Source organism: Bacillus sp. FSL R5-0585 (genome assembly GCF_038004545.1).
Taxonomy (GTDB): Bacteria; Bacillota; Bacilli; order Bacillales; family Bacillaceae_G; genus Bacillus_A; species Bacillus_A cereus.
This window is the reverse complement of sequence record NZ_JBBORJ010000001.1, coordinates 1,484,844-1,509,600: the sequence shown is the minus strand read 5'-3', so window position 1 is coordinate 1,509,600 and position 24,757 is coordinate 1,484,844. Positions and strand designations below refer to the sequence as shown.

The window sequence follows — 24,757 nt, the reverse complement described above, 5'->3', positions numbered from 1 at the left end:
TAATGCGGGATAAATTTAACTTTGAAATATCACATGCTATCTTTAACCTAGTTTAAATAAGTAGATGTTATATAATCGTATTTATAGTGCAAACTGAAGAAGCTTGGAATCAATTTAAAAAAGAAACGCGATAAGTAAAAAACTACAAAAGCGACTTATTCAAAATAAAAACATACATATCAGAATACAGTCAAAAAAGGATTGAATATACAATTTCAATCCTTTTTTATATTATCAACACTTTAGCACATATTACTCTTAAGGAGTGATGTGTATATGGATTTTCTTTCAGCCGAATATTTTTCCGCCCTACTTGCCATCATTGTAATTGATTTAGTGTTAGCCGGTGATAATGCCATTGTAATTGGATTAGCAGCAAGAAGATTACCGAAAGATCAGCAAAAGAAAGTTATTATATGGGGAACTATCGGGGCAATCGCGATTAGAGCCCTCGCTACCTTAGTTGTTGTTTGGTTATTAAAAATACCTGGATTACTCCTAATTGGTGGTGTACTTCTTATTTGGATCGCTTACAAGCTGATCGCTGAGGGCAAAAATCATGATATTAAAGCCGAAGAAGGATTTTGGTCTGCTATTAAAACCATTATTATTGCTGATGCGTTAATGGGCATTGATAATGTACTAGCTGTTGCAGGAGCTGCCCATGGTAACTTTTCTTTAGTAATCATCGGATTATTAGTGTCTATTCCAGTAGTCGTATGGGGCAGTACATTGATTTTAAAATGGGTGGATCGTTTTCCTGTCATTATTACGATCGGAGCAGCAGTTTTAGCTTATACTGCCGCGAAAATGATTGTAGATGAGAAATGGTTCGCTGGATTTTTCGAAAGTAACCCTTTCGTTAAATGGGCATTTATCATTATTATCATCGTCGGTGTAGTTTTCTTCGGAAAGGCAAAACAAAAAGCAACAGCTGGTTCTGTCTCATAATGATGGTATATTTACAAATAAAAGGCGCTATTCATATGAATAGCGCCTTTTATTATTTATTTAGCTTCCCCTTCCGGAGTCGTTTTTACCTTCGTTTTGTTTTTATCGCGGTTGTTATAGTTATACTTCGAACGATCTACTGGAGTGAATCCTTCCGGTGTGTAGAATCGTAATAAGTCACCATTTACAACTTGGTCAGAGTATTTTAGTGAATTTTGAACCATTTGTTCATTTTTCTTTATTTCATCTGTAAATTCTACAGGTTTTCCAGTAGTTGTATCATAGTATTTGCCGTTTAGTGCAGTAACTGTTGGGCTTACGTAGTTACCGTTACGGAACGCAACGACTTGTTTATGATCTGGTGATAATAAATCCGAACCGAATTGAACATAATTCTTTGTATCTGTACCTAGTAAGTGTAATAGCGTTGGAAGAACGTCAATTTCACCACCGTATTGATGTTGTACGCCACCTTTCACTCCTGGTACACGAACGATTAATGGTACACGTTGTAACTGTGCATTTTCAAATGAGTTCATTTCTTTACCCATTACTTTTGACATTGCTGCGTTATGATTATCTGAAATACCGTAATGGTCTCCGTACATAACAATAATTGAGTTATCATATAAACCAGATTGTTTCAAGTAATCGATGAAGCCTTTTACAGATTCATCTAAATAGCGTGCTGTTTGGAAGTACGTATCTACTGATGAATCACCTGTTGTTGCTGGTTCAATCGTTGCTTCTGCCTTATCGATTGGATAAGGGAAATGGTTCGATAACGTAATAAACTTCGTATAGAACGGTTGTTTCAACGTTTGTAATAACGGAATAGATTCATTAAAGAACGGTTTATCTTTTAATCCGTAGTTTACTACATCTTTTTCATTCATATCGTAGTATGACGCATCAAAGAATTTATTAAAACCAAATGATTTATAAATATCGTCACGGTTCCAGAATGTTTTGTAGTTACCGTGGAATACTGCTGATGTGTATCCTTGTTGTCCTAAAATAGCTGGTGCTGATTGATACGTATTATGAGATTTCGTTGTAAAGACAGAACCTTGCGGTAAACCAAACATTGAATTCTCTAACATAAACTCCGCATCAGATGTTTTCCCTTGTCCTGTTTGATGGAAGAAGTTATCAAAATAAAGTGTATTCGCATCTTTTGTAAATGAGTTTAAGAACGGTGTAACTTCTTGACCATTTAATTTGTAATCAATTAAGAAGTTTTGGAATGACTCTAAATGAATGTAAATTACGTTCATTCCCTTTCCTTTACCGAAATACTCAGGGTTTGGACTTGCATAAGTTGATGTTAAATAATTTCGTACTTCTGTCATATTATCGCCATCAGCTAATGCTCGTTCTGTCGATGCTTTCGCACTTTGAATTCCATCATAAATTGTGTAGTTGTATGCACCTAAATATTTCACAATATAATTACGGTCAAACGTTCTTGTTAATAATTCAGGACGGTCAGACTCTGCAAGACCTAAGTTAACACTGAATAATAAAATACCTGCTACAAATACTAGAGATAATTTATGCTTCGCAACACGAATTGGTTTTGGATTTGCAAATTTTGTTGCGACTAACACAATTAATATAATCGTGTCTAAGAAGTATAATGGATCATAAAGATGTAGCAACGCAAGAATACTACCACCTAAATCTCCAAAGTTATTCGTTTGTGTTAATGTCGGGAACGTAATAAAGTCACTGAAAAAGCGATAGTATACTACGTTTGCGTATAAAAGAATCGACAATAACAAATTAATGATAATTAACCAAATATAAGATCGTTTCCCTTTTGCAAATAATGCAAGTCCTAAAAATAGAACTGCTGAACTAAGCGGGTTAAAAAACAGCAAGAATTTTTGAATTGTGTTTGAAATTCCTAAATTGAATTCCGTTACATAAGCTGCATATGTTTTGAGCCACAATAAAATAACGGCAAACAGAAAGAATCCAAAATGATTGCTTAACACACTTTTGCTCTTTAATAAGAACTGTTTCATTTCTCCACCTCTTTTGATCATCCAAGGCTTATTTTTTTATAAGTCTGTCTCTCTATTCAAATTTTCTTCTTCAAATAGATTATATTTATTTAACTATATGAAGAATATTAGTAATTATAATTTGAAGCAAGTATTTATTCAACTATTTCTTTCTAGACATTTTGACCTTGGTTTCTATTTAACAAAATAAATTTGTAACATTTCCTATTTTCTCCCAAGATTCATCCACTAATTATGACACCCCATACTATATACCTTTATAAACTCATTCGCAAACTATTCTATCTCCAAATTTGGTACATATTTCACATGACAAAATAATACGATTTGATTATATTACTCCACTAACATTTCCCTTCTTCAACTAACTCTTTAAATCTTAAAGTCATTACATCCCTTCATACATGAAAAAATTCTCCTGTTCATTAATATTATATTTGAATAATTATTCATTTGACCGACCAGCGATGTTACGTTTTCTCGACAAAAAAACTCGCTCTAAAAAGAGCGAGTTTTTTCATTATATATTATTGACCTTTGTACATTGCATCTACTTGTTTTTGAAGTTCCTCATTTTCTAAGAACTCATCATAAGTAGCCTCTTTATCGATTACACCGTTTGGTGTTACTTCGATAATGCGGTTTGCAATTGTTTGCACGAACTGATGGTCATGAGATGTGAATAAGATTGTACCTTTGAATGCAATTAAACCGTTATTTAATGCTGTGATTGACTCAAGGTCTAAGTGGTTCGTTGGATCGTCAAGTGTGATTACGTTCGCACCACTTAACATCATTTTAGATAACATACAACGAACTTTTTCGCCTCCAGATAATACAGAAACGTTCTTCTTAACTTCTTCACCTGAGAATAACATACGGCCTAAGAAACCACGTAAGAAGCTTTCAGACTCATCTTGTGGAGAGAATTGACGTAACCATTCAACTAAGTTGTAATCACTGTTCTCAAAGTACTTAGAGTTATCTCTTGGGAAGTAAGATTGAGAGGTTGTAACACCCCATTTGAATGAACCGCTATCCGGCTCCATTTCACCCATAAGAATTTTAAATAATGTTGTCATCGCAATATCGTTACGGCCGATAAATGCAACTTTATCACCTTTATTTAAAGTGAAGTACACATTATCTAACACTTTTTCACCATCAATTGTTTTAGAAAGACCTTCAACAGTTAATAAGTCATTTCCTACTTCACGCTCAGGTGTGAAGCCAACGAATGGGTAACGACGTGATGACGGTCTAATATCATCTAATGTAATTTTGTCTAATAATTTTTTACGAGAAGTTGCTTGTTTCGCTTTAGAAGCGTTTGAACTAAAGCGTGCAATGAAGTTTTGTAACTCTTTTACTTTCTCTTCTTTTTTCTTATTAGCATCTTGTGTTAATTTTAAAGCTAATTGGCTTGACTCATACCAGAAGTCATAGTTACCAACATAAAGTTGAATTTTACCGAAATCAAGGTCAGCCATGTGCGTACATACTTTATTTAAGAAGTGACGGTCATGGGATACTACGATAACTGTGTTTTCAAAGTTCATTAAGAAGTTTTCTAACCATTGAATCGCTTTTAAGTCCAAGTGGTTGGTAGGCTCATCTAATAATAGAATGTCAGGTTGACCGAATAAAGCTTGAGCAAGTAATACTTTTACTTTCTCTGCCCCAGTTAATTCTGACAATTTCTTATCATGAAGGTCTTCACCAATACCTAAACCTTTAAGAAGAATTGCAGCTTCTGACTCAGCTTCCCAACCGTTAAGCTCAGCGAACTCACCTTCAAGTTCAGCAGCGCGCATTCCATCTTCATCACTAAAGTCTTCTTTCATGTAAATAGCATTTTTCTCTTGCATTACTTTGTAAAGTTGCGTGTGACCCATAATTACTGTTTCTAATACTGGGAACTCTTCATATTCGAAGTGGTTCTGTTTTAATACTGCTAGACGCTCACCTGGCGTAATATGTATGTCACCTGTTGATGGTTCAATTTCTCCAGATAAAATCTTTAGGAATGTAGATTTACCAGCACCGTTTGCTCCGATTAAACCGTAGCAGTTACCTGGCGTGAATTTTATGTTAACATCTTCAAATAATTTGCGATCCGCGAAACGCAAACTAACGTTACTTACTGTAATCATTTGTGTCCTCCTACTAATACCGCTTATTTCAGCGTTTTCTCACCGATTGTCTTAAAAAATCGCATATTACGACTCAATTATTGTAGACTATAGCTATTATATAGTAGAAGCTGGATGAATAGCAACGGTTGATTACCTTTCTACAATGAAATCGGATAGTTTTTGTCCATTCTCCTAGCTATTGTATGTATATCATCGACCTCTTTCTCATATAACCTTTCACTGCTCATTCTGTAATATATCGGATTCATTTTCATCTGAAATATTATATATCGAAAAAACTGTAGAGAAATCATTCCCTACAGTCTCTTCTTATTTCGTATTTATTATTTTCTCTTTGTAACTCTTCATTTTACTCGTTAACCCTATTAACGCCGGTAATAATATCGGCATCACAATTAAAGCTAATAGAAGAAGTGCAACGCCAACTACTGATGCAACTTGTATAAGTGTTAATACACCTGATGGAATTAATGCTGCAAATGTCCCGCCTAAAATTAGCGCAGCTGATAATACAACTCCTCCTATATGACGAGATGCAGTTACAATTTTCGTTACCGAATCCCCTTCTATCTCGTTATAGCGCATCATTACGAAAATACTATAATCCACTCCTAAAGCGACAATCATAATGAAGCTAAAGAATGGAACATTCCAGCTTAATGACTCTACATGTAATACATGTGCACTAATTTGTTCGCTTATACCGAGTGATGCAAAGTACGCCAATAGTAATGAGCCAATAATAAATATTGTGTTTAGTAATGAGCGTGTAATTACGATTAATACAATCGCAATGCCAATCAACATAATCGTAGCTGTACGTAAGAAATCTTGCCCTGTTACTTCTTTTAAATCAACGTTTCTAGCTGTTGTTCCGCCAATTGCTGTTTTCGCATCATGTAATTCCGTTCCCTTTACAGTGCCATCGATTGTTTTATTGATTTCTTGAATAATTGGCATCGCTTCTTTTGAATACGGATTTACATCTAAAATGATAGTCATTTTAGCAATTTTTCTATCCTGTGACATGTACGTGTTCAATGCTTTTTGGAAATCTTCTCCCTCTAGCACTTCTTTTGGAATATAAAACTTCTCAGAGCTTTTCGATTCATTGAGCTCCCCTAAATATTTCTGTGCGTCATGCAGGCCATTACTTACTTTTCCAAGCCCTTCTGTACTTTTAGATAAACCGGATTGTAATTGGCCCATCTTTTCCTGTAGGTCTTTAAGGCCCGTTAAAAGTTGTCCCTGCCCATCGTTTATTTTCGTTAATCCAGATTGTAACTCAACTGATTTATTTGCAATTTGTTTTGAACCTGAAGAACCTTCATTTAATCCATTTTTAAGATCGGCTGCTCCCTTTTGTAACTTATTAACTCCATTGCTCATTTCTTTTAAGCCGTTATCCACTTTCAGTAACGATTGATTCGCTTCTTTAAATGAATTCATCGCCGTTTTGTGCTGCGTTGCTAATTGATTTAATTCATTTGAAAGTACGCTTAATTTTCTTTGAGCCTCTTTAGCAATTCCTATCGTTTGTTGTATGTTTGGATCATTCGCTAATTCTGGTTTCGTTTGAACGAAATTGGTCATTAACATTTCAATTTGTTCATATCCCTTTTTCGCACCATCAATCGCTTGAGAAATACTTCCGAAGTATTGATCGTAAGAGTTTAAACCTTTTTCTAACTGTGCATAACCAGCATGCAGCTGCGACGTTGCATTAGATAGAACATTTATATTTTCGTTTACTGAAGCTAAACCACTCTCAATTTGCTGCGCTCCTTGTGCACCGTTGTTTATGCCATTTGATAATTGATGTAAAGCTGTTCCTAATGCTGATACCCCATTTTTCGCCTCGTTCGTTCCATCAATTAATTTTTGAACATTCGCAAGACTATTTGAATCATTACTTCCCATTTTATTTTTCGCATCCGTTAATCCATCATTAATTTCCTTTATGCCACCATCGGCATCTCCTAATCCTGTATTCAATTCTCCCGCTTGCTTATTTAAATATAGTTCTTTTATCTTCTCACCAGTTGGACGTGTTGGTGCATATACTTCTGACACACCTTTAAGTTTTGAAATCTTATCAGTTAATTCGTCTAAAATTTGTAGAGAAGTTCCTTCATCCAGCTTTTTATCAGATTGAATGACTAATGTACTCGGTGAAGAAAAACCAGGCGGAAAATGATCTTCTATTACGTTAATACCCATCTTTGATTCATACTTATTATCCACTTCAAATAAATCATTGTAATTAAGTGTATTAGAGTATTTTAATACGAAAGGAATCGATATTACGAATACAATGATTAAAGCGACAAATGGCCTTGCTACTGAGTTTTTCGCAAAGAATCCCCATAAGCGGCTATCCTCATGACCTTTAAATGTTTTAACTGGATAAAACATTCCTTTTCCTAAAAGCACCATGAAAAACGGATTTAAAGTCGTTAATACGAGTAATAATACTAAAACACCAATTGCTACCGCTGAAGTAGATTGATATAATTTAAAACTTGCTAAAGCAAGTGATGCAAAACCAATTAGCACCGCTATTCCGCTATATAATACAGTTTTACCTGCTGATTTGAATGTTTCTTTCGTAGCTAAAAATGCATTTTCTTGTTTACTTAATTCTTCTTTAAACCTCGTATATAATAAAATGTTATAATCTGTTCCTACCCCAAACAGGACGACGACTACGAACACTTGTGTAAAGTTTGAGAATGGAAAATTAAATTGATCTACAAGCTGGGCAATAATCCCCATTGAAACTAAATACGATATACCAACTGTAAGAAGAGAAACAATTGGAACAACTGGTGAACGGAATACGAGGATTAATACTACAAGAATGAAAATGATTGAAATAACTTCTGTCTTTTTCACTCCCTCTTGAGAGGATTTAAGAAAATCACCCGCTATTAAGTCACTTCCTGTTAAATACGTTTTTACCCCTTTCGTTTGCACTTTTTCATGAAGATTATTTGAAACTTTTGATATTTCACCATGTTTTTTATCTATCGATATTTGCGTTAAAATAGTCGTATTATCTTTAGAAACTAATTGTTTCTCCAAGTCTTTATTGTCTAAATGTGAAACAACTTCCTTAATTCCTAATTGCTCTTTTTCATTTTGCAGGGCGTTGATTGTTTTTGTTATTTCCTTTTTTTGTTCATCTGTTAAAGCTGCCTTATTGCCACTATTAAAAACGGCTATAATTTCATACTTTTCAACCCCTTCTTTATCCATCTCTTTCATCATCTTGTCAGCAATACTGCTTTGCTTTGTATTAGGGATTGTAATTTTCCCTTTTTCCTTCACTAATTTATCCATATTAGGCATCGTTACGACCATTGTAATAGTAATAACTATCCATAATAGAAAAGATAAACTTCTCCAACTTTTTAACTTGCTCATTTGAATCATCTCCCGTTTTGAAAGTTTCACGTTAGTAACGGAATGAACGTTCATTCCTATTATTCTATTACGTTATTTTGTAAATCCTATTAAACTAGTCTTTCCGGAATGAATGTTCATTCCCTTAGTTACACAAATATCCTTTCCTACTCTCATTTTTTTTAAATCTATTTAGGAATGAATATTCATTCCTGTCCTTATAAAGCTATAGAATCAAATGATTCTAATAGCGTTCCAAGAGCTTTCTTCTAATTCTTTTACTAACTCTTTCGAGTATTCTAATTGCCCTGTTGCAATTACTTTCGTTAATTTTTCTAGCGGTTGATATACAATAATAATTAAAGCAACTGGAGGCAATGGACGAAGAAAACCTTTTGCGATTCCATCTTCAATAATATTCATAAAGAAGCCTATAAAATCATCAAATATTTTCTTACTCTGTTCATCAAGAAAATAACTATCACAGTGAGAATTTGTAAATAAAAAAGCATCTACATTGTTTCTCGCAAATTCAAATAAACGGTTGTACGTATGACTAAACTGTTCACGAATATTTGCTTCAACAGGAAAATCCGTTTTTATTATTTCAGAAAGCTCTAACATACTTTTTGAAAATAATGAGTTAACAAGTGCCTCTTTATTTTCAAAATAGCGATAAATAGTACCCGCACCGACTTTTGCCTTTTCAGCGATCATTGGAATTGTCGTACCATCGTAACCACGCTCTGCAAAAAGTTGCATCGCAGCATCAAAAATATCCTCTTGTTTGTTTTTAGCCATTTTTTCCACCTCTATTTTCAGGAATGAAAATTCATTCCGTTTTTTAATTATAAATTACAGGGAATAAAAGTCAAGTGCGTGACAACGTATAGTTGCGATTCTATTCTCTTGTATGTGAATAAAATTATATCAGCGATTTTCAGGATATATCAACTTACCGACAAAAATTAATACGATGAGATGGAGCTATCCCAAAATTTTGTTCGAAACAACTCCATCTTATATGCAAATTAAAAGAAATCATAAATAAACGGCTTGCGCACTGGTACTACATTCTCAAATGCCCTTATTTCCTCTTCGCTTCCGCTAATTAATTCTAATTCATTTAGTTCTAATGGGCGTTTGTATCCAAGCAGTATTGTAGATAGTGCATTTATATCTAGCTTGATCCCTTTATCCATTGGTTCTTCTATAATTGCTATTTTATAATTTGCAAGTCTCACCGATACATTATTCCACGGTGCAAATGAATCTGTAATATGTAAAATGACTTCTTGTTGTACATTGTTCCAGTTTAACTCATACTGTTTTAAGAACTGCTCTACATCTACAATTCTTCCCATAAAATATGGTTTTATTTCTGTTTTCACACGTGGTTCTTGCAATGTATATAACAACTGTTCGTTTTCACTTACTGTCATTTCAAGCTCTTTAATCATAGAATCATGCTGGCAAATAAAATTCCATAGACCATTTCGTGCTTCATTATGCAGTGATACAAATTCTTCTACTGTCATTTTATAGTTTTCTATTTTGTATAACATGTAACCTGCTGCCTTTTTATTTTCATCATAGTAAATCGCTAATGTTAAATCATCATAAACCGCTTGGAACCACCAGTTCTTCTCTCGAACTAACATACATGAAAAACGTTCTGCAAATGCTTCATAGAGCTTCTCGACTTCTTTTGGATGATTTTCTTTATTAAAACGTTTCACAGTACCATTTACTTGTTTTTTCATCACTAAATCGCTCTTACTTATATGACATTTGAGTAGATTCGCACAAAGTTCCCAGCCGTATTTACGGTAAAATGAAACAGCAAATGGATGTAACATAGAGACTGTATAGCCATCTTTTTTCATTGTTTGAAGTGAATGTTGAAGTAGCTCTTTTACATACCCACTTCTTCTGTACTCTGGATACGTCGCTACTCCTGCAACGCCACCCATTTTAAATTTTTCTTTACCTATGTAAATATGAAACGGAATGAGGTGTAGTTTTGCAGCTAAGTCTTCCCCTTCCATAATGCCGTATATTTCATGACTTTCCTTCATCTTTGTAAGTTGCTGCTGTAATCGTTCCTCATCTACTTTATATTGAAAAGCGTATTCTGATAAACGTAATGCTTCTCTGAACTTATCTTCTTTTAATTGTATGACATTCATATAATTCTCCTCCATTCCCTGTTTGAATTGTATCATAATTCTTACTATTATAGTTCGGTAAGTGAAACTACAAGGACGTTTTAACAAAAAAGCAGATACATCACGTATCTGCTTTCCATCCTTTTTATTTAGCTAATTTTTGAAGTTCGTCAAAGAACGTAGGATATGATACACCTACTGCTTCTGCATCTTCAATAATTGTTTTTCCTTCTGCCAGGCAACCAGCAATTGCAAGCATCATTCCGATACGGTGATCACCATAACTATTTACTGTATTGCCTTTTAGAGCTGATTTTCCGTAAATGATCATACCGTCATCAGTTGCTTCTATGCGAGCTCCTAGTTTCGTTAGTTCAGCAACGACTGTATCAATACGGTTTGTTTCTTTTACTTTCAATTCATGTGCATCTTTAATTACTGTAATTCCTTCTGCTTGCGTTGCCGCTAATGCGATTACAGGAATCTCATCGATTAATCTAGGGATAATATCTCCGCCAATTTCAATTCCTTTTAATGAAGATGTTTCGATTGTAATATTTGCAGCTGGTTCCGATGCCCCTTCGTTAATTAGATCTACAGTGAACGTAGCACCCATTTTTTCTAAAACATCAATAATACCTGTACGGGTTGGATTCATTCCTACATTTTGTAATACTAGTTTACTATTTGGGATGATTGCACCTGCTACTAAGAAAAATGCTGCTGATGATACGTCACCTGGCACTTGAATGTCTGTTGCTGTTAATTTTTGTCCACCTGACAGCTTCACTGTTTTCCCTTCGCGAGTTACTTTAACACCAAATGCTTCGAGCATTCTTTCTGTATGGTCGCGTGAAATATGTGGTTCTGTAACAGCTGTTACACCTTCTGCACAAAGACCTGCAAGTAAAATAGCCGACTTTACTTGTGCACTTGCAACAGGAGAAATATATTCAATTGCTTTTAAATCTCCGCCACGTATTGTTAACGGTGTAAATGTTCCTTCTTCTCGGCCGTCTATGTTTGCGCCCATTTGTTTTAATGGGTTTGTTACACGCTTCATCGGTCTTTTTGCGATAGATTCATCACCTTGTACGCAAGAGAAAAATGGTGTGTTAGCTAATATACCTGACATTAATCGGATTGTTGTACCAGAATTACCAACATCTAATACAGCTTTCGGTTCTTGTAAACCTTCTAACCCTTTACCAACTACAGTAACCTCATCACCGTTTTGCGTAATTTCTACTCCCATTTCTTTAAAACATGAAATCGTACTTAAACAGTCTGCACCGGGCAAGAAACCTTTAATTGTTGTTTTCCCTTCTGCAATAGAACCGAACATAACAGCACGGTGTGAAATGGATTTATCACCTGGGATTGTAATATTACCATTCAATCCGTTATTAACAGGTTGTATTGTTCTTTCTTTCACGTTTTTCACCTTCTCATTTAAATTGTTTCATAAGTTTGGTATTCTTCTTCTCCAAGCGCTAGTTTTGCTTTCATACGATCTTCTTCCCTTTGGAAGCTAATACGTAATACCCCAAGCAGTCCTTCACGCGCTTCTAATATTTGCAAGTTCGTAATACTAATTTCCTCGCGCGCCAAAATACTCGTAATATGAGCCAATGCCCCCACCTTATCTAATACATCGACGTATAAGTCGTGATAGGCAGGAATTGCCCCTCTCTTTCTTACTGGTAAAGAATCACGGTATTCTTTCGCATCTGCAAAATAGTTTTGAATCTCGCATGCATCTCCGGTAGAAACTGTTTTATATAAATCTTCCATTTCAGAGATCCACTCTTTTAATAATACCATTAAATGCTCACGATTTTGCTTTACAATATCACTCCACATTTTCGGACTACTAGATGCGATACGTGTAATGTCTTTAAACCCTCCAGCAGCTAGCTGATGAATGAGCGGATTATCTCCTGCATGTTTTTCTACTTGCTTTACTAATCCAGCGGCAATAAGATGCGGGAAATGACTTACAATCCCTGTTACATAATCATGTTCTTCTGTATTTAAAACAAGGAAATGTGATCCCGTTCCTTTTAACCAATCTTTTAACTCTTCCACATGTTCATTTGGCACATGATGCATCGGTGTTAAAATGTAAAATGCATTTTCAAATAAATGCGCTTTTGCACTTTCAACTCCCGTTTTATGAGAACCTGCCATTGGATGTCCACCAATGAAAGATACTTCCTTTGAAAATAAAGTTTCTGCTTCATTCATAATCGTGCCTTTTGTACTACCAACATCAGTCACTATAACATCTTCTCGTAAACGGAATGACGCAAGTTTGTGTAATAGCTTCTTTGTTTCTTCAACTGGAGAAGCAAAAACAATTAAATGTGCCTCTTCACATGCATGCTGTAAATCAACTGCTATTTCATCTACTACGTGTAATTCTTTTGCACGCTCTACTTGTTCTTGAAATATATCATAACCTGTTATCGTTATATCGTGCTCTTTCTTAATTGCTAATGCGAGAGAGCCTCCGATTAAACCAGTTCCAATTAATACTACCTTTTTACGCATTTTCCTCATCTCGAGACTTTCTTTTTTTATTTTCAAAGTGTTGTTGTAACACTGAAATCACCCCTTCATTTTGCTCCCTTGTTCCGACTGTAATACGGATACCATTCGGGAACGGACGAATAATAAATCCTGCATGTGCACAAGCTTCATAAATCTCTCCAGCATTCTCAACTGGCAAGAAGATGAAATTTGTTTGCGATGGATAAAATGGAATATCATTTTCCCTACAAAAGCTCTCGTATTGTTGTAATCCTTCTGTATTCACGCGAACTATTTCTTCAATAAACTCGTCATCACCAAAAGCAATCGTCGCTGCTTTTTGCGCTAATGAAGATACGTTAAATGGCAAACGAACGACATTTAATTTTTCGATTAACTCTTCCTGTCCAACCGCATATCCAACGCGGAAAGAAGCTAATCCGTACGCTTTAGAAAATGTTCTAAGTACAAGAATATTTTTATGTTTTTCTAAAAGCGGTAATGTCTCTGGGAAATCTTTTGCTGTTACGTATTCATAGTACGCTTCATCAATGACAATTAACGTATTTTCACTAATACCTTCAATGAATTGAGTCAATTTTCGGTCATTCACATATGTGCCTGTTGGATTGTTCGGGTTACAAATCCATACAATTTTTGTATCGTTATCTACTACTGAAGAAATTTCTTCTAAGTCGTATACACCGTTATTTAACGCAACTTCCTTCACTTCGCAACCTTCTATAATGGCATGATGACGATACTGTGGGAATGTTTCACCTGCTGTTACAATGTTATCTCCCGCTCGTAATACGGCGCGGCTTATTATTTGAATGATTTCATCTAAACCACTACCACAAAGTACTTGTTCCATTTTCACATGTAACTTATCTGCGATTGTTTGACGGAGCGTTGTAGCACCTCCGTCAGGATATAAAGCATGTTCCAACCAAGAGTTTTGCAACTCTTCTAAAACTCTCGGTGAACAACCAAATGGATTTTCATTCGATGCTAATTTCACAAACGAATGATCTCCGTACACTTCTTTCATTTGTTCTGGTGATTTACCTGGTTTATATGGTTGTAATGATGATAGTTGATCTTTTACTTGCACGTTAAACCCACCTTTTTATTAAAATTCTTTTGCGTAGTTATTGTGTTGCATAATGTTTTGTTTTAATAATTCCATACGATCTTTTCCGAATTGTTCGACTAGTGCATCTGCAAGTTCCCATGCCACAACAGATTCAGCTACTACACCCGCCGCTGGTACTGCGCAACTATCAGATCTTTCAATACTCGCTTGGAATGCTTCTTTCGTATCAATATCAACGCTTGCTAACGGTTTGTATAAAGTAGGAATTGGCTTCATCACGCCTCTTACGATAATTGGCATACCTGTTGTCATACCGCCTTCTAAACCGCCGGCATTATTCGTTCTTCTCGTGTATCCTTTTTCTTCATCCCACAGAATTTCATCATGCACTTTGCTTCCTGGTTGTCGTGCCGCTTCAAAACCTACGCCGATTTCAGCACCTTTAAATGCATTTATACTCATAATTGCACCAGCAAGTTTTGCATCTAATTTACGATCGTAATGGACGTAACTACCGACGCCAATCGGCATACCTTCTGCAATGACTTCCACAATACCACCGATTGAATCTCCACTACTTTTTGCGTTGTCAATCGCATTCATCATTTCTTGCTCTACTTCTTTATCTAAACATCGAACTGGTGAGTTTTCAGTAATTGTTTGAATTTCTTCAATTGATAAGTTTGAAATATGTTTTGCTTTTACTCCACCAATTTCAAGAACATGTCCTGCAATTTCCACGCCTAATTCGCTTAAAATTTGTTTTGCAACTGCACCAGCAGCTACACGAACTGTCGTTTCTCTTGCAGATGACCGCTCTAATACGTTTCTTATATCACGATGACCATATTTAATTGCTCCATTTAAATCTGCATGTCCGGGACGTGGTTTTGTAATTGTACGTTTCATGTCTTTACTTTCTTTTTCCGAAATTGGCTCTGCACCCATTACTTTCGTCCAATGTTTGAAATCATCATTTTTTACAATTAACGTAATCGGTGATCCAAGTGTCATCCCGTGACGAACACCACTTACAATTTCAACTGTATCTGTTTCAATTTGCATACGTCTTCCGCGCCCATGACCTTTTTGTCTTCTTAATAATTCTTTATTAATATGTTCCGCCGTAAGTGTCAAACCTGCTGGTACACCTTCTAAAATAACTGTTAACTGCGGTCCATGTGATTCTCCAGCTGTAATGTATCTCATTTCTCTTGCCCCTTTACTATTTTTTTGTACAAAAAAGTCCCTACTGAGCGCTCAGTAGGGACGATGTTTATCGCGGTACCACCCTAGTTGTAGACTTCTTTCGTCTACCTCTCTTCTTCTTTAACGATCGTTCGACCGTCTTACCCTCCAAAAGTTGTCGGGAAAGATGCTCCAAGGCTGTAATTCATGCTTACCTTTGTACTGATTCACACCGACCATCAGCTCTCTTTAACAGTGAGATAAGCACTACTGTTTCCTCTTCAATGCATATATGATATGGAATTAAGATAATTTATTTTTGAAACCTTTTAACTCATCCATGAATCTATGGAATTCTGGAATGTCCATTTGTTGTGCAGAATCTGATAATGCAACTGCTGGATCTGGATGAACTTCAGCCATTACTGCATCTGCGCCAATTGCAAGTGCCGCTTTCGCTGTTGGTAATAATAAATCTCTGCGTCCAGTTGAATGTGTTACATCAACGATAACTGGTAAATGTGTTTCTTTCTTTAAAATTGGTACTGCAGAAATGTCTAATGTGTTACGTGTTGCTCTTTCGTATGTGCGGATACCGCGCTCACAAAGAATAATTTGATCGTTACCTTGCGCAATGATGTATTCCGCTGCGTTAATGAACTCATCAATTGTTGCTGCTAATCCACGTTTTAATAATACTGGTTTGTTAACTTTACCTACAGCTCGTAATAAATCGAAGTTTTGCATGTTACGTGCACCAACTTGAATTACATCAACGTAGTCTAATGCCATTTCAACATCGTTCGGATTTAAAATTTCACTAATAATTGCTAAGTCAAACTCGTCTGCTACTTGACGTAAAATTTGAAGTCCTTCTACTCCCAAACCTTGGAAATCATATGGAGAAGTTCTCGGTTTGAATGCACCACCGCGCATTAATTTTAAGCCTTGGTCTTTCATCGCTTGCCCTACTTGACGAACTTGTTCTAAACTTTCTACTGCACAAGGTCCCATGATGAACGTTTGTGTTCCGTTTCCAATCAATTCACCTTTTACATCAACGATTGTATTTTCTTGTTTCTTTTTACGTGATACTAGTAACGCTTTACGGTTATCATCTTCTTGTAACTCTAAGCTTGCTTTGAAAATCGTTTTGAAAATATGTTGAACTGTTGATGTTTCGAATGGTCCTTCGTTATGCTCTGCAATCATATCAAGTACTTCACGCTCACGTACTGGATCAAAGCGTTTCGTACCTTGTACTTGCTTTTGCTCTCCAATTTTTTGAACAATTTCACCACGTTTGTTTAAAAGGTGTAATAGTTGTAAGTTAATTTCATCTACCTGTTTACGTAATTGATCTAATTCATGATTTGCCATTTGGAAATCCTCCTCTAATGTTTTAAAAGTATAGTAAGAGAATAAAAAATTCTCTATTTTCTGAACTGACTAATTATACAAATTCATAGTGGAATCGATACCTCTTCTTATTTTAAACTGATAATTCTTACAAAGACATGAACTACTAGTTAAAAACCCACTTTTTTGTACAAAAAAGCCCTACTGATCCAATCAGTAGGGACGATATTTATCGCGGTACCACCCTAGTTGTAGACTTCTTTCGTCTACCTCTCTTCATTGTTAACGATCATCTGACCGTCTTTCCCTTCATAAAGACAATACTATCTTTACTACGAAAAAGATGCTCCAGGACTGTAATTCGCTCTTGTTTATGTACTGGTTTGCACCAACCACCAGCTCTCTGTTACAGGGAAACAACAACTACTGCTTTTCCTTTCAATGCATGACTATTTAATTTTCAAGTTGAACCACTAAAATACAAAAAGTCCCTACTGAATAAATCAGTAGGGACGATATTTATCGCGGTACCACCCTAGTTGTAGACTAACTTTCCGTCTACCTCTCTTCACTGTTAACGATCAATTGACCGCTTTTTCCTCATAAAGACAAACTATCTTTATTACGAAAAAGATGCTCCAAGACTGTAATTCATGATTATCCCTGTACTGGTTCACACCAACCACCAGCTCTCTGTTACAGTAAGACTAACCACTACTGTGATCTCTTCATTGCACTTTGTTTATTCAAATGTTTTTGAAATTGAATAAGTATGATTCGTATTATAGAACGCTTTTCAAAACACTGTCAACAACTTTTTATATATTTTTTTAAATTCCACTTTCGTCCTATAATTCTTTTTGTAAATCACCCATTACAATTCCTATGCGAATTATTTCATTTTCTAGTAAATGTAAAACATATTCCTCTACTTCATACTGAACTAATAATTCTTTTATTTTTATGATTTCTTTTTCAAATAAAACGGCTTCGTGACATGTTTGTAGTAAAATAAAAAACACATTTGCAAATATTTCTTTATGCGCTTTCATACTTTCTTTTTTATGAAGCATTTCAATCAATAACTGCTTCATTTCCTCACCTGCACATTTACCATGTACACTTGAAAATGCACGAGACATAATACATAATCCTTTTTCTAATATTTCATCCATGTATAAAATAATACGTAAAAGCATTACATATTCTCTTGCAGTTATCTCACCCATTTTTGGTCGTTCTCGCAAAAATACACTGAGCCAAGCTGTCCAAAATTTTTGTTGTTCTTTTACACTTAATGTTTTGACGTAATAGCATAAAAACTGCATAAACTTAATTTTATTTTCTTCATTTTCTAGTATGAGTAACGGGTATAACCAATCTGTTTTTTGCTCCCAATATAGTACACATTTAATAAATACAAAGCTAAGCCATTTCAAGAAAGCTTCTCTCGTATGCGGATGTAATACTTCCAAATGTTCTATCGCATACTTAATAAATCGCTTCATTTCTGTAAATAAAGGTAGATTTATTTGCGTGTAACATAAGCCGGCCCATGCATATTCCGTAATCTCATTTTGTTTTTTTAAATCTAAATATGGTAACAAATATTTTCGGCACCATTGTTTTTCAATATGATATAGGAATGTAATATCTGCTATTAAACGAGCAAACATAAAGTTTGTTCGTTCCGAATTAACTCTTACTTGTTCTTCAAATAAAAATAAATATTCATATACATTACGATCGTATAAATGATCATATGATAACAACTTTAATAATACAGCCGTCATTTTTCCAACTGGATGCTGAATTGATTCATTATAAAAATCTTGTTTCCCAAGCTTAAAGTCTGTATCACTCTTCATAACTTGAGGAAACACTGAAAAAGCAAATCGTTTTACAACACGTATACTATTCTCTTCTAACTCTTCTAGTCGATTACTAATTTCATATAGAAAACTACTAATTAACCAATGAAAAGCAGTATTTCTAACAAATTTCTGCAATAGCGGAATAATTTTTTGGATTTGCTCATTCGTCAATCCTCGATTATTTCGCCATTCTCTAATACAAACAAACCATACTTCATTACTTATTTCTTGCACTCCTACTAATTGGTATGCAAATGAAATACTCCACTCTGTGTTTAATTTACATGCTTTTGATAACATCTCTAAAAAATGGCGTTGTTCAAAAACACCATCTTGCGAAAATTGCTGAACTTGCTTCATAATTTCAACATCTTTCAGCTGCAATAATCCGTCAGCAGTTACATTACAAGTAATGCTTTCTGCTGTATCCTCTTTCTTTTGTACACTGTATCGTTCAGAATGAAAATGAGGATGCTTTTGCTTCATTAACTCATACCCATTTGCCGTAGATGGGCTATTCGAATCACACTTGAATAATAAGTCTAATACGAGACATGCATCAAATACCCTCTCTTCTGTAAGATGCTTTATTACAGTTCGAGTGACTTCTTCTTTTGTTTTTTCTAAACAATGTGCATAATGCCTTTTTAAAAGTTGAAAAACTTCGTGTTTATAAGTGAAATCTAAAAGAAGTCCTTCATGTAACAACCATTTCATTTTGTCATCTACACGAACAAAAATATTTTTATTCATCGCATCAATTGCAATTCGCTTTTGAAGTACACTATTTGCTTCTATCATTTCTGTAATATAATAATCCGCTTTTTTCTCATTGTTTTCGCATAAATAAGTTAGACACTCTTTTACAATTCGTATTAAAAATGCAAGGTCATTTTGATGAAACTCTTTCTCTACATTTTCCTTATTTCTTTTTTTCAGTGCCGTTTGTCTTAACGACAACATTCTCAATTTTTCTAATCCAATCATCATAATTGGAACAGCATAATAAGCGATATATGGCCTCATCTTTTCGTTCCAAATTTGCTCCACATGAGAAAATGTAGATACTGGTAAGCGACTCGATTCCTCGAGTTCTATTGATTCTTGCGTATCATTTCCCCATTTTCTTACACGTTTCAACTTCAGTTTTCCGTCTAAAATAAAAGTTAGTAACAATAAGGCAATTTCTTTATGCTCAGGAAAAGAACATTTTTGCAGTAACTTAGAAATCTTTTCTATAGAGCTACTATCTTTTTCAGCTGTTTCTAATAAAAGGAGTGTCCACCTTGCAAACAACAACGGGTCCATCTTACTCTTCGTTTCGTTTAAGTAGTTACAAATTGTTTTCCATAATAACGGTGATATTTTAGAATAGTTTTTATAAATTAATTGAAATAATTCTTTCTGATGACTAAAAAGAAATTGTTCCACTAACCATTCTGCAAGTAATTCATCTACTTCATTATAGTTTGGCGTAAGCATAAACAAATTTTGTAATTTACCTTCTGCTTCTAACCATTCGACCCATTCATAATCATGAGCAAATTCCACAAAGTAACGTACTGTTTCAATTTTTTTAATCGATTGCTTTATGTATGATAATTGTTCCTGTTCTACTGACGGGGGAACCGTTACAATATCCCGAATACGCATTCTTTTCGTAATATAATTATCACCCATTAATTCAGCCCAGCGTTTTACCGCTTTTACAAGGGATTGATGATTATTCACCTTATTCGGATACACAATTGGTCTTATCCCTAAATGTTCCCAGTGGTATGTATTTTCTCCTTGTGCGACAAAAGCAAATCGTCTTGTACTTGGTGGTAAACCAGTTGCTAAATATTTCATTACTGGGTCATTATGACTATATCCAACGAATAAAACGGTGTAATTTGAGAATAGATCAACTAAAAACCTTCTCGCCCACCCTTCCGTTAAGTAAGCCCTTCCAAAATCACCATCTGTTAAAATTAAAGCCTCTTTCTCCTGTTCTACATTACCATGTATGTAAGCAAGACCTTTAAAAGCTCTCCCAGTCGGTAAAGCTGGAGCGTAATAAACATTGATATCTCTATTTATTTCTTTAATTGCAGTTGTAAAATGTTGATCAAAATTTGTTGTTACAATGCGGATATCTGTATCTAAAGGAAATAACCTTGGAATTGCATAATGCAATGGATTCGGTTTTGATTTCTCTATATGAACGAGATCTCTTGCGACTTGATGTACATCTTTTGTTTTCGCAATTTTGCCAAGATAATAATCATGCGGCTCTGTTATTTCACGTTTTTCGACATATAACGTTTTTGCAATTTCATCAACTAAATCATCAAAATTCGGTAAGTTTGATTTCCCTTTCATAGAAACTCCCGCTCCAACAAATAACACTAACTTTCCTTGCTCAAGGTGATCAATTAACTCATCTGGAATTTCTACTTCTGAAGTAATCCACATCTTGGATTCCCCCTTACCTAAAAATGTCATACACTCTCATTTTACTATAACATTTTTTCATTGTTTTTATAATATTTAGACTAAATTCCGAACATGAAAAAGTTTTATGTAAATAAATCCGTTACAATGTATGAACTCCAGAATTTATTGAAAAACTATGTATAAATCGGAGGTGTAAATTTTGAATGATTTCACAGTAGTGCTTATCAAGTTTATATCGTGCATTATCGCATTTAGCATTGGGCTTGCTTTATTTTTCCCTGCAACGTTTGTTCAAATTATTTCATTCAGTCTCTTTGTTACAATCGTATCCTACATGTTCGTTGATAAAATTATTTTAAATCGAATTGGCAATACTGGTGCCATTATGTCGGATTTCTTATTAACATATTTAAGCGTATGGATTTTCGGTAATATTTTATTAGACAACTATATGCAAATTGCATGGGGCAGTATCCTTTCTGCCATCGTCTTCACTTTATCTGAAGTAATCGTTCATCGCTTCTCTAACTCTCATACAAGGCACAACAATGATAACATTCGTATTAATCGCCGCTTTGCATATGGTACAGAGTTTGCTGAAGAACAAAATATATTGGATAAAGATAAGAAAAAGTAACGTTTTAATGCAGGAGCGCCCTTTTTAATTATGTGGTGCTCCTTTTTTGTATTTTTTCATTATGGTACGTGAAATTATATAAGTGATTATTTCAAAATACCGAATTACTAACAATATTTGACGCTATTTTTTCTAATAAAAAACTGCCTCTTATTTAGAGGCAGCCACTTTTAAGTCTTTTACTGCAACAACATCCGCAAACGCTCCCAATACTGCGTTATGATGTTTCACAATATCTTCAGCACGTAACACTTCTGTATTAAATGTACTATGCGCATCACTCACTAACGTTACTTTATACCCTTCACTACATGCTCTGCGCGTTGTCGTATCTACACAATACTCTGTTTGCATTCCCGAAAGAATAACGTGTTCAATTCCTTTCTCTTGTAACACTTCGCTTAAGTTTGTATTATGGAATGAATCTGGAGTCGTCTTTTCAACTATATTATCTCCTTCTTGCGGAGCGATGGCCGCATGGATTCGCCATCCATCCGTACCTTTTTCTAACGGATGGTCTTTAGGACCGTTATGTTGGATATAAATAACTGGAATATCATTTGAACGACATTCCCTAATAAGCTCTTGCAATGTTTGTAAAAACTTTCCCCCATTATGTACTGGCATTCCAGCTGTATACATACCCGCTTGCACATCAATTACGATTAATGCTTTTTTCATTTCACACATCCCCCTTTATTTGTATAAGCCATTATTATTGTTTATATTCCATCATCCAACAATCTTCTAATTTCCCCTCATGCAACTCATGTTCCTTTAAAATCTTTACTTTTTTAAATCCACTTTTTTCATAACACTTTAATGCTCGTTCATTATTTACTTTCGGATCCATTGCAATTGCTTCTGCTCCCATTTCACCCATAATATATGTAATTGCTGCCTGAACGAGTTTTGTTCCAATTCCCTTTCCCCAATAGGCTGGTTCACCGATAAATTGGTCCATACCCCATACATTTTGTGATTCTTTATAGCCATATAACGCTTTCCACTCTGAATCCACTGGGTACATTTGTATGTAACCAATCGGAATGGTATCAAATTCTATTAAACATCTTTTTTCATTACTGTTTGGACTATGTATAAAATGATCAAGCACCTTTTCTACAGATTGCGGATTATCTCGTCCTTCGTAATACCGCAGGACTGCTGGGTCCGTTAACCATTTAGAAATGATAGATGCATCATCTTCCATTACGTATCTAATCAATAAACCTTCTTTTTGAAAAAGCATATTATACCTCTATTATTTCTTTATATTTTTTCTTGCTGTTACATCTTTCATTGCACCTACTAATGCATATGGTAGTAATGTAATTGCAAAAAATGCTGTAAATACGTTAAGTTGCGGGATTGTATAGAGTGTGAACCATTCAGTGAAAAATTGAGAATTTAATATTCTATTAAAAAACTCTCCGCCTGGCCTAAAGTTTGGCGCCCACGCAGTGATTTCACACAAAATAAACAGTAACTGAACAATAAAAAATGCCCCTAGATAACGAAACCAAGTCCGTTTCCATATAGGTTGTGCATTTTTTAATATATCTCCCATCTTACCCCCTCCTTAAATATCCATCATATTAATTATACACTTTCCTCACTTTATTTGTTAAAATTTTCTATATAATTAATGCTGTTGGGGGGAAATACATTATGTCTAATCCTATACTTACATCCACTTTAATCATTCTTAGAGGAAACTCCTCAAGTGGTAAAACAACGATTGCAAAACAACTACAAGAACATTTCGGACAAGGAACACTTTTAGTATCACAGGATGTTGTACGTAGAGATATGCTTAGAGTACACGACACAATGGGTAATTTATCACATGATTTACTATTTGAAATTACGAAGTACGGAAAAGGAAAATGTGAATTTGTTATTTTAGAAGGTATATTGAACAGTCATAGGTATGGTGAGATGTTAAAAGAATTAATTCGTTATTTTGATGAAAATGCATTTGCATATTACTTTGATTTATCATTAGAGGAAACTATTAGACGACATAACACAAGAGACAAACGACATGAATTTGGTGAGGATTCCCTACAAAAATGGTATAATCCGCACGATACTATTAAGGTTGCCAGAGAAACTATTTTTACAGATAACTTTACGCAAAAAGATATATTTGATGCGATTCTTAATGATGTTGCGATACAAAAACAAGACTAATATAATATGTTAGTCTTGTTATGTACTTTGTGTTTCCGTTTTTATAATTGAACAATCTTTACATAAATAATAGTATATATTCATTTCCCCAAACTGGAAATCAACTACTGAAATAAGTTCACGTTCCTCGATATCTTGTGTAATTGTAGCAACATACTTCATCTCTTTAGAACAAGTTGGACACGCCAAATGCTCTGGAAGATCCGCATATAATGGTGCCCCTAATAATCTACATACATATTCAGAACCGAACAAGTCAAAAGCTTCCCAGTAACTATCTTCATCTGTAGGTATATCTTCATTTTTCATATTTATAAGCTTTACCGTTGTTTTTGGTAATGAAACTGGTAACTTATCTTCCTCTTCCATTATCCATTCTTCTTTATTTTGCTGCTTTATGATTTGAACTGTTTTACCTCCATCACTTAACTGAAAATATTGCGGTTCCCACACCATCGCGCAGTTCAAGCATGAAACGAATGGTAAAATATTTAGTTCATTACTTTTAAGTTCAGCAAGTCTCCCATCTTTTAAATCAAAACAGAGAATTTGATGCATCTTCTCACCGCATAACTTACATACTGGCAAATTACAATCTTGACCGCCAAAGTAATGATTATATGAACCTCTTCCTTCAATTACTCTATACCCTTTCCGCTCATTACAATGTGCGCCATATAATTCTATTGTCATATTCTATCCTCGCCTTTTATAAGAATGATTCAC

18 protein-coding genes and 3 other annotated features are annotated in these 24,757 nt (G+C 34.7%); of the genes, 3 read left to right on the top strand and 15 right to left on the bottom strand.

What is annotated here, in order from left to right; all coding sequences use genetic code 11:
* Positions 1–276: 276 nt before the first annotated feature.
* Complete coding sequence (locus MKY38_RS07755) at positions 277–951, top strand: TerC family protein (RefSeq protein ID WP_070180231.1); 675 nt, start codon at positions 277–279, stop codon at positions 949–951.
* 56 nt (positions 952–1,007) lie between these two features.
* Here the strand turns inward: MKY38_RS07755 and MKY38_RS07750 are convergent, their stop codons facing one another.
* From MKY38_RS07750 to MKY38_RS07700, 11 genes are all read right to left on the bottom strand, one after another.
* Positions 1,008–2,981, bottom strand: a complete 1,974-nt coding sequence (locus MKY38_RS07750; RefSeq protein ID WP_000808770.1) for an LTA synthase family protein — start codon at positions 2,979–2,981, stop codon at positions 1,008–1,010.
* A 527-nt stretch (positions 2,982–3,508) separates the two neighbouring features.
* Positions 3,509–5,134, bottom strand: coding sequence for an ABC-F family ATP-binding cassette domain-containing protein (locus MKY38_RS07745; RefSeq protein ID WP_000633864.1), 1,626 nt, complete (start codon positions 5,132–5,134; stop codon positions 3,509–3,511).
* Between the two features lie 312 nt (positions 5,135–5,446).
* A complete protein-coding gene (locus tag MKY38_RS07740; protein ID WP_065224522.1) occupies positions 5,447–8,563 on the bottom strand; it encodes an MMPL family transporter in 3,117 nt (1,038 codons plus the stop codon).
* A gap of 213 nt (positions 8,564–8,776) precedes the next feature.
* The gene (locus MKY38_RS07735; protein WP_001107299.1) at positions 8,777–9,343 is read right to left on the bottom strand and encodes a TetR/AcrR family transcriptional regulator; all 567 of its coding nucleotides are present in this window, start codon (positions 9,341–9,343) and stop codon (positions 8,777–8,779) included.
* 230 nt (positions 9,344–9,573) lie between these two features.
* Positions 9,574–10,731 (bottom strand): GNAT family N-acetyltransferase, encoded by a 1,158-nt coding sequence (locus MKY38_RS07730; RefSeq protein ID WP_065224523.1) that lies wholly within the window; start codon positions 10,729–10,731, stop codon positions 9,574–9,576.
* A 124-nt stretch (positions 10,732–10,855) separates the two neighbouring features.
* The gene (aroA, locus tag MKY38_RS07725) at positions 10,856–12,145 is read right to left on the bottom strand and encodes a 3-phosphoshikimate 1-carboxyvinyltransferase (protein ID WP_065224524.1); all 1,290 of its coding nucleotides are present in this window, start codon (positions 12,143–12,145) and stop codon (positions 10,856–10,858) included.
* A 17-nt stretch (positions 12,146–12,162) separates the two neighbouring features.
* The gene (gene tyrA / locus MKY38_RS07720; RefSeq protein WP_001228124.1) at positions 12,163–13,263 is read right to left on the bottom strand and encodes a prephenate dehydrogenase; all 1,101 of its coding nucleotides are present in this window, start codon (positions 13,261–13,263) and stop codon (positions 12,163–12,165) included.
* Positions 13,256–14,356 carry a histidinol-phosphate transaminase gene (gene hisC / locus MKY38_RS07715; protein WP_137071958.1) on the bottom strand — a complete coding sequence of 367 codons (1,101 nt, stop codon included), beginning with the start codon at positions 14,354–14,356 and terminating at the stop codon, positions 13,256–13,258. The genes tyrA and hisC overlap by 8 nt, the downstream gene beginning before the upstream one ends.
* Before the next feature lie 18 nt (positions 14,357–14,374).
* Positions 14,375–15,547, bottom strand: a complete 1,173-nt coding sequence (gene aroC / locus MKY38_RS07710; protein WP_001269425.1) for a chorismate synthase — start codon at positions 15,545–15,547, stop codon at positions 14,375–14,377.
* A gap of 53 nt (positions 15,548–15,600) precedes the next feature.
* Positions 15,601–15,820, bottom strand: a binding site (T-box leader).
* 9 nt (positions 15,821–15,829) lie between these two features.
* Complete coding sequence (locus MKY38_RS07705; protein ID WP_001273575.1) at positions 15,830–16,906, bottom strand: bifunctional 3-deoxy-7-phosphoheptulonate synthase/chorismate mutase; 1,077 nt, start codon at positions 16,904–16,906, stop codon at positions 15,830–15,832.
* A gap of 194 nt (positions 16,907–17,100) precedes the next feature.
* Positions 17,101–17,336, bottom strand: a binding site (T-box leader).
* A 54-nt stretch (positions 17,337–17,390) separates the two neighbouring features.
* Positions 17,391–17,626, bottom strand: a binding site (T-box leader).
* A 107-nt stretch (positions 17,627–17,733) separates the two neighbouring features.
* Positions 17,734–21,216 (bottom strand): DUF4020 domain-containing protein, encoded by a 3,483-nt coding sequence (locus MKY38_RS07700; RefSeq protein ID WP_000265213.1) that lies wholly within the window; start codon positions 21,214–21,216, stop codon positions 17,734–17,736.
* Positions 21,217–21,397: 181 nt separating this feature from the next.
* Here MKY38_RS07700 and MKY38_RS07695 point away from each other — a divergent pair, with 181 nt between their 5' ends.
* Complete coding sequence (locus MKY38_RS07695) at positions 21,398–21,835, top strand: YndM family protein (RefSeq protein WP_000997702.1); 438 nt, start codon at positions 21,398–21,400, stop codon at positions 21,833–21,835.
* 150 nt (positions 21,836–21,985) lie between these two features.
* On the opposite strand, the gene MKY38_RS07690 is transcribed toward MKY38_RS07695, so the two are convergent.
* The 3 genes from MKY38_RS07690 to MKY38_RS07680 are packed head-to-tail and all read right to left on the bottom strand — an operon-like array spanning position 21,986 to position 23,405.
* A complete protein-coding gene (locus tag MKY38_RS07690; protein ID WP_000709539.1) occupies positions 21,986–22,516 on the bottom strand; it encodes a cysteine hydrolase family protein in 531 nt (176 codons plus the stop codon).
* 34 nt (positions 22,517–22,550) lie between these two features.
* Positions 22,551–23,087, bottom strand: coding sequence for a GNAT family N-acetyltransferase (locus tag MKY38_RS07685; RefSeq protein WP_046392824.1), 537 nt, complete (start codon positions 23,085–23,087; stop codon positions 22,551–22,553).
* Positions 23,088–23,099: 12 nt separating this feature from the next.
* Positions 23,100–23,405, bottom strand: coding sequence for a YfzA family protein (locus tag MKY38_RS07680; protein ID WP_000502340.1), 306 nt, complete (start codon positions 23,403–23,405; stop codon positions 23,100–23,102).
* Between the two features lie 101 nt (positions 23,406–23,506).
* On the opposite strand from MKY38_RS07680, the gene MKY38_RS07675 reads away from it, so the two are divergent.
* A complete protein-coding gene (locus tag MKY38_RS07675) occupies positions 23,507–24,031 on the top strand; it encodes a kinase (RefSeq protein WP_046392825.1) in 525 nt (174 codons plus the stop codon).
* Positions 24,032–24,049: 18 nt separating this feature from the next.
* Here the strand turns inward: MKY38_RS07675 and MKY38_RS07670 are convergent, their stop codons facing one another.
* A complete protein-coding gene (locus MKY38_RS07670; protein WP_137072816.1) occupies positions 24,050–24,724 on the bottom strand; it encodes a hypothetical protein in 675 nt (224 codons plus the stop codon).
* Positions 24,725–24,757: the final 33 nt, after the last annotated feature.